Annotated in this window: 18 protein-coding genes; 6 read left to right on the forward strand and 12 right to left on the reverse strand. The window is 37.4% G+C overall.

The features are described 5' to 3' along the window. On the reverse strand, positions 1–1,206 hold the full coding sequence (locus T432_RS0103615) for a sodium/glutamate symporter (RefSeq protein WP_028884222.1): 1,206 nt from the start codon (positions 1,204–1,206) through the stop codon (positions 1–3). A gap of 156 nt (positions 1,207–1,362) precedes the next feature. Between T432_RS0103615 and T432_RS07910 the strand changes: the two genes are divergently transcribed. Then, complete coding sequence (locus tag T432_RS07910; RefSeq protein WP_014111643.1) at positions 1,363–1,593, forward strand: hypothetical protein; 231 nt, start codon at positions 1,363–1,365, stop codon at positions 1,591–1,593. A 2-nt stretch (positions 1,594–1,595) separates the two neighbouring features. Continuing rightward, positions 1,596–2,111, forward strand: a complete 516-nt coding sequence (locus T432_RS0103625) for a hypothetical protein (RefSeq protein WP_014111644.1) — start codon at positions 1,596–1,598, stop codon at positions 2,109–2,111. 10 nt (positions 2,112–2,121) lie between these two features. Here the strand turns inward: T432_RS0103625 and T432_RS0103630 are convergent, their stop codons facing one another. The 6 genes from T432_RS0103630 to T432_RS0103655 form a co-directional block, all read right to left on the reverse strand. Beyond that, entirely contained in the window at positions 2,122–2,934 is an 813-nt protein-coding gene (locus T432_RS0103630; RefSeq protein WP_028884223.1) for a 2-keto-4-pentenoate hydratase, read from the reverse strand. 1 nt (position 2,935) lies between these two features. After that, complete coding sequence (locus T432_RS0103635) at positions 2,936–3,175, reverse strand: M20/M25/M40 family metallo-hydrolase (protein WP_028884224.1); 240 nt, start codon at positions 3,173–3,175, stop codon at positions 2,936–2,938. Between the two features lie 26 nt (positions 3,176–3,201). Beyond that, the gene (locus T432_RS0103640; RefSeq protein WP_028884225.1) at positions 3,202–4,512 is read right to left on the reverse strand and encodes an MFS transporter; all 1,311 of its coding nucleotides are present in this window, start codon (positions 4,510–4,512) and stop codon (positions 3,202–3,204) included. 57 nt (positions 4,513–4,569) lie between these two features. Continuing rightward, positions 4,570–5,091, reverse strand: a complete 522-nt coding sequence (locus tag T432_RS0103645) for a cysteine hydrolase family protein (RefSeq protein ID WP_028884226.1) — start codon at positions 5,089–5,091, stop codon at positions 4,570–4,572. Between the two features lie 146 nt (positions 5,092–5,237). Continuing rightward, positions 5,238–7,046 carry a DUF2075 domain-containing protein gene (locus T432_RS0103650; RefSeq protein WP_248646268.1) on the reverse strand — a complete coding sequence of 603 codons (1,809 nt, stop codon included), beginning with the start codon at positions 7,044–7,046 and terminating at the stop codon, positions 5,238–5,240. Positions 7,047–7,189: 143 nt separating this feature from the next. Then, the gene (locus tag T432_RS0103655) at positions 7,190–7,483 is read right to left on the reverse strand and encodes a nucleotide pyrophosphohydrolase (protein WP_028884228.1); all 294 of its coding nucleotides are present in this window, start codon (positions 7,481–7,483) and stop codon (positions 7,190–7,192) included. Positions 7,484–8,165: 682 nt separating this feature from the next. On the opposite strand from T432_RS0103655, the gene T432_RS0103660 reads away from it, so the two are divergent. The 4 genes from T432_RS0103660 (at position 8,166) to T432_RS08480 (ending at position 10,892) form a co-directional block, all read left to right on the forward strand. Beyond that, entirely contained in the window at positions 8,166–9,194 is a 1,029-nt protein-coding gene (locus T432_RS0103660) for a tetratricopeptide repeat protein (RefSeq protein ID WP_028884229.1), read from the forward strand. 52 nt (positions 9,195–9,246) lie between these two features. Then, positions 9,247–9,717, forward strand: coding sequence for a tetratricopeptide repeat protein (locus T432_RS0103665; protein WP_028884230.1), 471 nt, complete (start codon positions 9,247–9,249; stop codon positions 9,715–9,717). 219 nt (positions 9,718–9,936) lie between these two features. Next, positions 9,937–10,713, forward strand: a complete 777-nt coding sequence (locus T432_RS0103670; protein WP_028884231.1) for a PDDEXK family nuclease — start codon at positions 9,937–9,939, stop codon at positions 10,711–10,713. 38 nt (positions 10,714–10,751) lie between these two features. Further along, a complete protein-coding gene (locus T432_RS08480; protein WP_156026333.1) occupies positions 10,752–10,892 on the forward strand; it encodes a hypothetical protein in 141 nt (46 codons plus the stop codon). Between the two features lie 135 nt (positions 10,893–11,027). Here the strand turns inward: T432_RS08480 and T432_RS0103675 are convergent, their stop codons facing one another. From T432_RS0103675 to T432_RS0103695, 5 genes are all read right to left on the reverse strand, one after another. Next, entirely contained in the window at positions 11,028–11,342 is a 315-nt protein-coding gene (locus tag T432_RS0103675) for an antibiotic biosynthesis monooxygenase family protein (protein ID WP_028884232.1), read from the reverse strand. Beyond that, complete coding sequence (locus T432_RS0103680; RefSeq protein ID WP_028884233.1) at positions 11,339–12,328, reverse strand: CobW family GTP-binding protein; 990 nt, start codon at positions 12,326–12,328, stop codon at positions 11,339–11,341. The genes T432_RS0103675 and T432_RS0103680 overlap by 4 nt, the downstream gene beginning before the upstream one ends. After that, positions 12,318–12,611, reverse strand: coding sequence for a hypothetical protein (locus tag T432_RS0103685; RefSeq protein WP_028884234.1), 294 nt, complete (start codon positions 12,609–12,611; stop codon positions 12,318–12,320). The genes T432_RS0103680 and T432_RS0103685 overlap by 11 nt, the downstream gene beginning before the upstream one ends. 45 nt (positions 12,612–12,656) lie before the next feature. Continuing rightward, positions 12,657–13,538: a polysaccharide deacetylase family protein gene (locus T432_RS0103690; RefSeq protein WP_015551368.1), complete on the reverse strand. Its 882-nt coding sequence runs from the start codon at positions 13,536–13,538 to the stop codon at positions 12,657–12,659. A gap of 102 nt (positions 13,539–13,640) precedes the next feature. After that, positions 13,641–13,919 (reverse strand): hypothetical protein, encoded by a 279-nt coding sequence (locus T432_RS0103695; protein ID WP_028884235.1) that lies wholly within the window; start codon positions 13,917–13,919, stop codon positions 13,641–13,643. Positions 13,920–13,945 lie beyond the last annotated feature (26 nt).

Below are 13,945 nucleotides of genomic sequence, written 5' to 3' on the forward strand. Positions count from 1 at the left end.
TTACATCATGCCTTTAGCTACATTTAGGAAGAATGTTATCGCTATAGCGTTTGTGATATTACTTATAAATCCGCCAATTAGTGGCACTATAAAAAAAGCGATTTTCGAGTTTCCGTATTTCGAGCAAACAGATGTCATAGTGGCCATGGATACTGGAACTGCCCCTAAACCAAAACCTGAATGCCCTACCGCAATTACAGCACTATCATAGTTTTTTCCGCACATACGATAAGTTATAAACATTACAAATAAATAAATAAGCACTAATTGCAAAGCCAATATTGTAATTAGAGGAATTGCTAGATCTGCTAATTGCCAAAGTTTCATAGTAATTATCGATAATGAAACGAATACCGACAATGCAATAGCTCCAACTATATCAATACTTTCATAAAGTGCTTGATGATCTCCCTTTCTTGCATCAAGTACAAAACGAACAATGATGCCACCAAACATACTCATTACGTGAATTGGAAGATTTACATCAGGCATTAGTTCTTTAAATATAAAAAACAAAGTTTGACCAATACCGCAGGCAATTAATAGAGCAAAAAATGCTGTAAGTGCACGTTTTTGACTAACCAAATTTTGAACAGCATCTGTGTGCGTCACAATCTCACTACCCGATGCTTTCAAACCATGCTTCTCAATCAAACGACGTCCGATAGGACCACCCATAATACAACCTGCAACCAGGCCAAATGTAGCTGCAGCGACTGCAACCTCTACTGCCCCTACTCCGCCCATGCTTTCAGCAACAGGACCGAAACTCGCAGAATTACCGTGCCCACCTGTCAATGGTGTTGATCCTGCCATTAAAGCAACTAGAGGATTCATACCCATCGCATCACCTACAAATAGTGCAAGGACATTTTGAAGAACTGCCAATACAGCCGCTAATATTGAAAAAATTAAAACAAGTTTGCCACCCCGTTTTAAAAGATTTAAGCTAGCTGATAAACCCATAGCCGCAAAAAATACGTTGTAAAAAAATGTGTTCATCGCTTTATAGTCAAAGTTAAACGTAATTAAATCTAGACTATGTAGAATTGTAGTTATGATGGCTATAAGAGAGCCACCAACTACTGCTGCTGGAATACAGTATTTTCTAAAAATTGGAAATTTTTTGAGTAGATACTCACCAAGATAGATACTGATTACTGCTAGGGCTAAAGTTTGGAAAACTCCTACGTTTAATGTACTCATTTTGCTCGCTCTATTTATTAAATTACAGGAATGATATCAGAGCAAACTAATAAAAAAAGTTCGTGATTTCCCTAGATTATTAACTGGACAAATTTATCCCACCTCTTTTAGTTAAAATCAAAATGCGTTATGTTTTACATATGAAGGGAGAAAACAATGAACGAACCTAAAAGCTATCTATCAGCAGAACGCAAACATGAAATTCTTAATCCAAAACCTAATATGGAATTCCTTTATTTATGCGAGGCTTATGAAGCTATCAAGGCTAATGATAAGGAAAGTTTTTGGGGTTGGTTAAAAAAGGTCAAACTTACACCTGGAAATGTTAAATACATCAAAGATGTATATGGTGAAGAGTTTTTTGATAAACAGGGATTTAAGTATTAAGGATGAAGGACAGTATTCAATCATTAGTGTTAATTGAAAGCCAATATATCGACTTACTGCAAAACACAGAAACTTTTTTAATTTTAGACTTAGTTAGAGGTTCTATAAATAAAGTTTTGCATTTATCAATAGATGAAAAAGACATTAGTTTAATTCTAAATAATGAATATCAAATAATCAAAAACGATTTTGAAAAACATGCTAACACTAAAATCATGAAAAGTAGCTTAAAGGAGGCATTATTTGATTTGAAAATAATTAATGAAAATTTAAATTGTGTAAAAAATAAATCCGATTACAAAATTGTAAATGAAGCTTATCAAAAACCTAAAAATAGAAAAAACGGACTCCCATATGATGAAGCTAGGCAATCTATAGCCAGCCACAAAAGTAGACTAGAAAATCTTCTAAAGTCCAAATCTTCTAAAAGTGAAAAAATTATTCTTAAATCCCGTATTAATGGAATTGAGGTTATTCACGACATGTATAAAATTCTACAAAGCAAAGCCCTAGATTAAAAACCACCCGTCACCCAAAATTTGCTGAAACTCCCCCTATTCCATCTATACTCACTGTAAATTTTTTACCTGCTTCAACCTTAACCGCAGGTCCTAATGCCCCAGTAATTATGAATTCCCCTGATTGAAGCGGATTTTCACGACTGACCATAAAATTTGCTAGCCAGATAAGAGCATTTAGAGGATGTCTTAAACAATCGCGACCATACCCACTTGAAACAATATCGCCATCACACATCATATTCATTTTGCAATTTTCCAGGTCAGCATCAGAAAATCTAACAGGCCTAGCACCTAGTACTACTCCAGCGTTTGAAGAATTATCTGCGATGATATCGTATACACCCTGAACACCGCCTTCGTAGCGACTATCGACTATTTCTATAGCTGGTAGAACATAATCAATCGCATTGATAATATCTACAATTGTGATTCTCTCTTTATTCAAATCCCTCTTTAGGACAACCGCTATTTCACCCTCAATAAGCGGATTTTCCCAATACCTAAGGTCAAATGTATTATTGGTTCCAAATACATCATTGTCAAAAATAAATCCTGAAATCGGAGAAGAGAAATTAAATTTTTTCTGAATCACCTTTGAAGTTAAGCCAATTTTTCTTCCAACAATTTTGAGACCATATTGAAGATTCCTAGCGGTAACATACTCTTGTATTTTGTAGGCTGCGTCCTCGCTTTCAAATATATCTAAGTTATCCCAATCAATTCCAGATGTCTTCTCTATAGATCCTACCAGCTGACGGCTAAATCTAGCATTAAATAATTTACTTGAATATGACTTAAAAAATTTCTCATTAAAGCTCATATTATCTCCCACAATAATGCTTAGCCACTTGTACAAAAACACTTGCCGCTACTTCTATATTCTCGTCACGAAAGTCGTATTTTTCGTTGTGCAGATATTCGGAATCGAGACCATTGCCAACGAAAAAATAACACCCAGGCACGGCCTGCAAAAAGAATGCAAAGTCTTCTGCCCCTAGGGTAGGCATGTTGTCCATTTTATGCACTTTTTCCTCTAACAATGCCCCCGCAGCCGCCTCCATTACTAAAGCAGAGACTTCCTTCCCCTCTAACGATATACCAGATTTTTAATCCATAAACAAATCGCCTGAATCAAAGCTGGGACGGAAAGTACATAGAAAATCTCGGCTACACTAAATCCCCTAGCGACCAGAGCTGCGACTAAAAACGACCCAAAAATGCCACCAAATCTACCAATACCTAGCATCCATGAAACGCCTGTGGTACGGCCTTCTGTAGGAAAAAATCCTGCTGCCAAAGCTGGCAATGAAGACTGTGCCGTATTCATAATCACGCCTGAAATCAATATCACTGAGATAAGTATCACTAATGGTTGATGCACAACATATCCAATTAATGCGACTCCAACAAAAGATAAAAAGCACATTAAAGCGAGAATTTTTCGCTGATTATATCTATCCATTAACCACCCGCTTCCGATGGCTCCTAGCCCTCCGACAGCGAATAATCCCGTAACTGTGGATGCGGTTCCTTGAGACATATTGATTTCGCGGAATAAAGTAGGCATCCAATTGATAACCCCGTAAAATAAAACGAGTCCCATAAAATATGTTATCCATAGCAAAATAGAGCCTAGAAAATAGTGTTTGGATAACACGACCTTAACACCTCGTCCTTTGCTTGATGGCAATGCTCCCGCCTCTCCAACATATTCCGATTCTTCACTCAAATTTTTATCTATATTCTTAAGAATCCCATGAATACGTGATTTCGGAGCACCTTTCACAATCAAGAAGTTTACTGACTCAGGAAGCAAAAACACCATAAGCAGCACTAATATCAAAGGAACTGCACCGCCTAGAATCAATATAGATTGCCAGCCATAGTATGGAATAAGCAATGATGCGATAAAACCACCTAAAGCAATACCCAATGGAAAGCCACAAAACATAGTGTTTACGATAAAGGCACGGCGTTGTGGCGGAGAATATTCGGATAGCAAAGTTACTGCATTAGGCATAGCCGCACCTAAGCCAATTCCTGTGATAAATCGAAGAATTTCAAGCTCATACAAAGAAGTAGAAAATGCCGATACAATTGCCCCCACAGCAAATAAAAACACAGCAACAATAAGAGTCCATCTGCGACCAACCCTATCTGCTATCGGCCCAAAAGAAACTGCACCTAATGCTAAGCCGAATAAAGCTGCACTTAATACTGGAGCAAGAGCCGATTTTTCAATACCCCACTCAGTTATCAGACTTGGGGCAATGTACCCGATTGCGGCCGTATCATACCCATCAAAAAAGGCGATGAAAAATGTGATAAGAAAAATTCGTATTTGAAATGCTGATAGCTTATGTGAATTTAAAAATTGAGAGATCTTTACTGCCTGCATACAAAGGCCTAAAAATCATGCATTATACATAAAGAGAATTTCTTATTCCGCTTTAAATTAAATTACTTCAATATGTAAATTTCGCATAACATCAAAGCACTTACTTTGCATCTCTTTATCGTAAGAATCAGTAGCTCGACTATCTACAAATATGCGACTCTCAGGACTAGCCGCCTTAGCGATAACAGCATTTGATATCACACAGATATTACTCACTAGTCCGCATAACTCAATCTCATCATAAAATTCGCGTTCACGAAGAATATCCATAAGCTTAGCCGAACCAAAAGTACCCTTCTCGATACAAGGATGACGATGAGAATACTCCCGAATTCGGCTAAAAATTTCGTGACCTTCAGTGCCTTTGATCACGTGAGGGACGGGCAAATATTTGCCCTCCATTGTTTGTAAATAGTTGGGGCCATGAGTGTCTAAAGTAAACAGAATATCGTAGCCATTTTTTTCATAATCGAGAATTTTACTCTCAATAATACCGACTAAATTTTCCGCTCCTTCAAAGCCTAGAGCACCGTCCACAAAGTCTTTTTGAAAATCGACTACGATTAAAAGTTTTCTCATGGCACCCCCCCTTTATAACGCCTATGACATAATTATAAACGTGGCAATAATAGTGAGCCTCTACACCAAACCCGTCAAAAGCGAAATCATCGAACGACGCTTTGAATGATTGATGGGGGCGATTAAGAGGCCCCCAAGAGGGTTGATTACTCATCAATAATATATTTTGGCGCTTTATTTTCCGCCACTTTAAGTGTTTCATAAACATCTTGACTTGTAGCTTTATATCTACCCAACCTAAATTTAAAGTAATTAGCAAGATTTTTATCTGTACAGTAAACCCTACAGCCTTTCATACCCCTAGTCATAAGAGTTCTATATGTATTTCTAATAATTGAATCTATTTTTTTAGAAGCCTCACCAAATGTTGATTTATTGATTTCTTCCCGAGCTTTAGTTTTTAAACCTCGAAGAGATTGGTCAGAATTAGCCCGCTTTTCAAAATCAGTTATGACAGTACTATTTTCGAATCTTAAATCATCTCCAATAATTACACCTACATAATCAAATTCCAAACCCTGTGAAGTATGTATACATCCAATTTGATCTATAGATTCAGGGTCTATAGCCCATGTATTAGTATTATTAAAATTCCACTGCATAGCGAAATCATCAAAAACAATATCACTAACTGAAGGATCAGATTTTGATTTCCAATTCCAGCAATATCCAGCCAGTAACCTTGAACGGTTTCTTATGGCGTTTTTTTGTTTAACCCAATTAAACAATTCATTTGGACTATCAACCACATCAAAATCATAGTTATAATCCGCTTCAAAAATTGGATTAGCTGTTTTCTTAATCTGCAACAAGTCATCCAGCCATGATAAATAGCCATCTGAGCCGTTACATCTAAATTGAGTTGGTAGTTCATCATAAAAAATTTCTGAATTTTCTCTTCGACATGAAGCTTCTATTTCTTTTATAGTCCCAACATCATTAGCATGTACAATTTGATTTTCGTCTATAAAAAACACACTAAATTTTGAAGCTCTAATAATTTCTTGAACTTGGTTCTCTCCCAAGTTTTGAAATATTCCTGACCTCAATACCAACCTATGCGATTCATCAACGATTGCAACATCTAAATAATCTTTAACTACAGTATGAAAAGAACCAGAAGAAACGAATAAATTTCCTACACCAATATTTCTTTTATTACCCATCAATATTGATTGGTACACATACCTAGTAGCAGAAGTCTTGGTAATGTATCTAGTATTTAGCCCTTCATTAATGAACTCTGCTAATAATCTGATAGCTACTACAGATTTCCCAGTGCCTGGACCTCCCTGAACAACTAAAGTCCTTTTTCTACCATCTTCAATACATTTTTCAGCTAGGTTTAATGCTCTTTCAAAAGCAACTTTTTGTTCATCAATTAGAACAAACTCTTCATTGCCTTCGAGCATACTCGAAATAGAATCTTGCAAGGATTTTGATGGACGTATTTTTCCAGAATCAATATCATGAATTATTTGTATATTATCCCCCTTTTTAATGCTATCTTTTATATAGTTTCTGAGATTTGTAGCATCTGTAGAACCGTATAAAGGTGATGAATTAATTACATCAGAATATTCTGGATTAATAATGGGGTCATTTTCTTCTAGCAGATAATTATGCAAAAAAGCACAAGTTTTTATATTTACTGGTTTGGACCTAACAACTTCACAAAAATCGTAAAGCAATCTCCCATAACTGTATGCTTGATAGGAAGGATGAGCTACTTGTCTTTCTCCACCACCAACGTATGTAGTTACTACATCCTTTTTGTAGGGATCTACTTTTGCTTTTTCCCACTGCTTTAGCTCAATAATTACTAAGTTAGACTTATTATTTTGGTCATAACCAGAAATTAGAAAATCTAACCTTTTTGAATTACCAGGAATAACGTACTCGATTGCCACACCAGCATTATCTGGTATATCCTTATCTTCAATGACTCTATCCATATAACTTAAAGAAGAGTGCCATGAACTTATTTCAGATAAACCGTATCCTATCCTATTAGCCCTAAGTGCACTTTGTATACTTGAAATAAGCTTTCCATTTAAAAAATCATAACGAAATTGATTCTTATCAGCTGTATAAACAATCATAGTTGACTCTCATCTAATGGATATTTGATTGAATTTTTGTTTAATTTATCTAATATTATTTTTTCAGGATCAATATTTAAACTTAATGCCATGTCTAAACAATAGATAAGAACATCAGCTAGTTCTTCTTTTAAATGTTCTTCGTCGATAACTTTAGAATTCCATAGGAAGATCTCTAATAACTCAGCGGCTTCGATAGATATTGATTTAGCAAGATTTTCAGGAGAATGAAATTTTTTCCAATCCCTTTTAGAATTGAAATTGTCTATAGCTTTAAGTACATTTTCCATATTAAGCTCTCTGAAAAATTTAGATTCTTATTCTTTATTTGTAAAATTCTAATTTATTTTTTAAAAATTTAAATTATTAGATCAGAACTATTTTGCAAAATTTTTATCACTCATTTATACAGAGAAAATTATTGTGAGTATCTCATGTCCCTGACCCAGTTGAACTATCTCCCTTTCCGGCAAAAAACACACCTTAACTCCTAGGCCCCCAGCGGAGGTGGACGAAGGGACATTGTCAGTCCCGAAGAACACCGAAGCCCCCTGATGAACTTACCCCCACCCTTTAAATCAACAAATCGCCACCCTCGCAGAACTCACCCCACCTCCTAAAATTCAACACCCTTGACCTCCCCAGTTGGACTTTAACCGATATCCATTAAAACCCTACACCGTAACCACTTGGTACTGTAGCGGAGGTGGACGAAGGGACATTGTCAGTCCCGAAGTACACCGAAGCCCCCCTGATGAACTCACCCCCACCCTTTAAATCACCAAATCGCCACACCGCTGAACTCACCCCACCCCTTAAAATTCCACACCCTTGACCTCCCCAGTTGAACTATCTCCCTCTCCTGTATAATAAACATACCCTGTAACCACTTGGTACTGTAGCGGAGGTGGACGAAGGGACATTGTCAGTCCCGTAGGACACCGCAGCCCCCCGAAGCAATTGGAGCTCACTATGAACCCTCTCCTTACTTCTATATTCACTCTTACTTGTGCTTTTGTAGCCCTACCTACTTTGGCTCAGTCCAACCCAGCTTCAGCACAAAACAACAACGCAAGTAGCCTACAAAACGGCTTTTCAAATCAAAGCAACACCCCTGCAGCAAATACAAATACGAATGCGAGTACAAATCAGAATTCGACAGAAAGCCAAGGGGGAGAGAAAGCGAGTGCATTGCCACTAGGGACAATTGAAGAGAGAGCGAATAAGGGAGATGCTCATTATCAGTTTGAGCTGGGTTATATGTATTTTAAGGGTGAAGGTGTGACTAAAAATTATACCCAATCCGTGCAATGGTACGAGAAATCGGCCGCTCAGGGTTTTGTTCATGCTTTGAATAATTTGGGGTATATGTATTTGATGGGCCTAGGCGTAGATAAGGATTATAAAAAGGCTTTCGAGAATTTTGAGAAGGCCTCTACAAAAGGCTTTCCTGAGGCTATTTATAATTTGGGGTACATGTATCAGAAAGGCTGGGGCGTAGAGCCTAATGCCACTAAAGCACGCGACTTATTTGAAACCGCTGCTACCGCTGGCAATGTTTCCGCTATGTTCAATTTAGGCTTATGTTATCAGTATGGTCGAGGTACGGATAAGGATGCGAAAAAAGCCAAAGAATGGTATGAGAAAGCTGCAAATGCTGGACATGTTCTGGCTCAGAGGAATTTAGGGTATTTGTACGAGAAAGGTGATGGAATTGATCACGACTATGATGAGGCCATGGAGTGGTACAAAAAAGCAGCTCAGAAAAATGACCCTATTGCTCAATATAATGTAGGTGCTTTATATGAGAATGGTAAAGGCACTACTAAGAATTTCAAAAACGCAACTACTTGGTATCAACTCGCTTGTGACAGTAAATTTGAATCTGCTTGCAAAGGACTAGATAGGGTTAAGGAGAAGATTCAAAAGGAATCTGAGGCTAAGAAAAAAGCAGAAGAAGAGAAAAAAGCTAAAGAGGCAAACAAAGCTACAGCATCATAAATTGTAACTTTCAAGATTTAATATTAAGAATCCACTAACAGGAGAGAAAGTGATGATTAAAAAGATAGTATTTAGTGTAGCTATGGCTTTGGCTGTATCAAATGTAAGCTGGGCTGAAGACGTGGACATTGCCACATTAGAGCAGAAGGCAGTTGAGGGGGATGCACGCTCTCAATTTAAGTTGGGCGAAGCATATGAGTTCGGTAAGGGAGTAGAAAAAAATCCAGAAAAGGCTTTTGAATTGTATACAAAAGCTGCTCATCAAGGCGATAGATCCGCTCAAACAAATTTAGGATTTCTATATGACACAGGGACTGGAACTAAGCAAGACTATGCGGCTGCTATGACTTGGTATAAGGCAGCGGCAAATCAAGGCGAACTTGCAGCTATGTACAATATCGCTCTTCTTTATGAAGATGGCCGTGGTGTTAAGAAAGATGTAGATACCGCTAAAATTTGGTATAAAAAAGCTTGCGATTTAGGAGATAAAGAAAGTTGCGTTAAGTTAGATAAGCTTCAATAATTTATTATTTAAATTAAGATTTGATGTAAGGCCATGTACGAAGTACGTATATGGCCTTTTCTTTTGTTAAAAGAAATTGAGCGGTAGTTAGCTGCCATTATGGCAATGATTTTGCATTTATATTAAAGGTAACATACTGAATATACAGATAATTAAATTATCTTTAATAAGAGTGTAACGTTATAACAATACAATTTGTATTATCTTGTGGAGGGATTTATGGCTATCGAAAACAGCATTCAATTTAAACGTAAATGTGCAGAGCATTTAAACAAAACTTACGGCAAATTCTTTGACCTTTTAGGCGGAGGATGTTCTTCTGTAAGCGATATCAAATTTGTTAACGGAAAAAGTTCATATATAGAGTGCAAACTACCGCATACTCAATCGGATAAATTTGAACTTGTACCTAACTCAACTAACACTAATTTTGAACTTTCTAAATCGCTAGAGCCAGCTCAAGCAAAATGGTTTGAGGGTCTTATCAATTATCTTTCTAAACCAGAAGTATTTCGCAATTTAGCGTCAGGGAATGTAGGCGGGAGCATTGCCATCAATAAATTCCAATTATTTCAGTGGTTTAAAAAAGCGATGGCACGCAAAAACATTCGCTATGTTGTATCTACTCAAAATTCTGATACAGAATCAGCTCAAAAATTCTTTATTTTCCCTGTAGGTCAAATTCAAGACTATTTTGATATTCGCGTAAAAATTACTCCTTCAGTTAATGCAACTGGTGCGGTTTCTGGACTTGCTGTGACTTATAGCGTTACACAAAAACCGAATATTTCTGATGTGGATGCCGCTCAAAGTAGTGCCTTATTCGCTACTCAAAACGGCTTGAGTGCTAGATCAGATGCGACGAAAGCAGAATCAAATTCAAGCGAAAATGTTGAAGTGAAAGAGCCTAAGAAAGTTGCTAGCAACTTACAACCAAAAGAGACTGAAGCTTCTAAAAAAATGAACTCTATTCTTAAGGCTTTTAACAAAGCATAAGAATTTACCACACGAGATTCGCAAAGAGGCGATGGACTTTGCGGATTTCGGCGATGGTTTGTGTGGGTGATAGGTGCGATGCGGATGCGTTGAATGAAGCGGATGCGTTGAATGAAGCGGATGCGAAGGCCTTAAACATTAACTTTACACGATCAAATAAATACAGAATTTACCTATAAATCAAATTTGTACCCTTCCCCTCAGAGACGAGTTCCTGAGGGGCTTTTTTTGCGTGCTTACTTGGGTGCGGCAATAAATGCAAGGATGAATTTTTACACTAATAAAATTTGCCTGAGCCCCTTCAGTCTCCCCTGCTACCCCAACACAACCTCAAATGCCTCCATAATAGGATGTTCCGCATACATATGTTTATTTAAAGGTATGGATTTATGCATCTCTTTATAATTCTCTGAAATCTTCCAAGCTTCAAACGCCTCTTTACTCTCCCAGACACTGCACGAGGCGAAGACCACTATATCTCCGTCCAATTCTTTATCTAATTTTAATAATTTAAAATCCACCAAGCCTCGCACCGAATCAATATTTTTATAAGATTCGTCCCAAATTCCTGGATATTCATTTTCATATTTAGAATGGATTTTAAAACGATTCATAGTCATGTATTTCATGATTTCTCCTTAATTAAATTCATAAATATTTGAGCAGACTTTTTAATTTTCTCTATCTCAATTCCTCTGCAAATAAATAATAGTCTTGATTTTCCGTCATCCCAAAGAGGATGCTCTAAATGCTCAGGCGGATAGAGGCAATGTTGAACACCATGTAAAAACACAGGTTTTTCCTGCCCTGTTAGATACAACATACCCTTAATTCTAAGTATAGATTCACCATATTGCTTTAACAAAATATTGAGCCACAAACCAAACAAAGTCCAATCTACGTAGTCATTAAAAACAATCACTCCCGTTTGTGTATCCTTGTGAGTTTTAAATCCTTCAGTGCTAAAGGGCAAATTAAGAAACTCTGTTCTCATATATTCAAGAGCAAACAAATTTGAAGTATCAACAAGTGTCTCAGGTTCTATCCATACACCTGTCGAGCCAACTAATTCAACAAAATTTCTAACATTCAATTCTTCTTCAGATCCAATCAAATCACACTTAGACAACACCCACTTATTGCTGGCAATGACCTGTGGAAGCCATTCAGGGTGGATGGAATGCTGGGACATTGCCAAAGTGCCATCAATAAGACATGTCATACCATGGACTGCAAATCGACTCTTAAGATGCGTATCAAAACTTAATGTATTAAGCATTGATGCGGGGTTTGCGAGACCCGTTGTTTCGATAATGATATTTTTAAAAGGAGCAATCTTACCCGCTTTTTTATCGGCCAAGACCTTAAGCAAGGTGTCCTTTACATCCGTCAGTACTGTACAGCACACGCAGCCAGATGCTAGCAAATAAGTGTTATCGCATACCTGTTCGACGAGCAAATTATCGAGCCCGATCTCGCCCAACTCATTGACCAACACAAGCGTTTCGCTGTTTTTATCGTGCTCGAGAATTTTTCGAATAAATGTCGTCTTTCCGCTTCCCAGAAAGCCCGTAATGACATGAATCGGTATTCGTTCTGAAGAATTAGTGTGCATCGAGTTTTCTAAGATACGACTCGTCGAGAATATCAAAATTTGGGTTTATGGATGCGACCTTGTCCCACAGCTCCTGCAATCCATTTGCGATATCGCGTTTGCCCGTGAGGCTCTCTACAAGATAATTTACGCCCTGCGAATCTGAAACTTGCACATGGCATGGTTTTAATATCTTATTTATGATGGCAATGCGTTTGTACCTCTCCTGCCTACGTGGAAGCTCATTAGGCAAAGAGTCTGTCCAATCTGTAATCTCAGCTATAAGGCCACAAAGTCCGCACATAAAATTTGATTGTGCGAGGATAAATATCCCCGCACATGAGTCTAATTATTTCTTACGAGGACATCTTTTAGCGAAATCGTCTGCGATTTCATTCATCGTAACGAACTTAACGCCATCGTGTGATTTCATATGCTTGATAAGGCGATCTAACATTAAAAGCACTTGTGGACGACCTGATACGTCTGGGTGGATTGTGATTGGAAATACTGCATAATCCATATTCTCGTATACCCAGTCGAACTGGTCACGCCACATGTCCTCGATATCACGTGGATTTACAAAACCATGGCTATTTGGAGATTTTTTAATGAACATCATAGGTGGAAGATCATCAAGATACCAGCTAGCAGGAATTTCAATTAAATCCGATTCAGTGCCACGTACTAGAGGTTTCATCCATGATTCTGCATCTTGGCTATAGTCGATTTTCGTCCATTTATCCCCTACGCGAACATAGTATGGAGTAAAGTCGTTATGCATCAAACTATGGTCGTATTTAATGCCTTTTTCAAGTAAAAGCTCGTTTGTGACATTACTAAACTCCCACCATGGAGCGACATAGCCAGTAGGTGCTTTACCCGATAGTTCTTTGATTAAATCAAAGCATTTATCTAAAACTGCCTGCTCTTGCTCACGTGTCATGGCAATAGGATTCTCATGACTATATCCATGCATACCAACCTCATGCCCAGCTTTCACAACCTCAGCCATCTGATTAGGAAAAGTCTCGACAGAGTGACCTGGAATAAACCACGTAGTTGTAAGACCGTGTTTTGCGAAAAGGTCAAGCAATCTTAATGAACCAACCTCACCAGCAAAAAGACCGCGTGAGATATCATCAGGAGAGTCCTCTCCACCATAAGAGCCGAGCCAACCTGCAACGGCATCTACGTCAATTCCAAATGATACGAAAATTTCTTTACTCATAATGTTCTCCTTGTAAAGATATATTTTTATGATACCACCAAGATATGACGTCAATACTATTTATAGAGGTTCGGAATATTTGAATAATATGAATTGTTTAAATTAGATTGGTTTAATATAACCGAAAACGTAATATACCTTATTGACCATTAAAAAATTATTTTCTATACTTATACTAAATCCTCGTTCTCGTTTCGGACGTTCAGCTAGGGGGCTTTTAGTGACATCTAGCGGACGAGTTCTTTTCTCTACATAAAAACCACCTACTACAATTAATTCTTTTTTTCTATTACTTACAATTTCTACTATTTTGATTTGCTTTTTATCGTTCTTATTAGAATAAATTACTATTCTTCTTTCAGAACCTTTAGATTTACCCAAGTGAATATTTTCAAATTTTGGAGATA

The organism is Taylorella asinigenitalis ATCC 700933 (assembly GCF_000687755.1).
In the GTDB taxonomy this organism is placed as follows: domain Bacteria; phylum Pseudomonadota; class Gammaproteobacteria; order Burkholderiales; family Burkholderiaceae_B; genus Taylorella; species Taylorella asinigenitalis.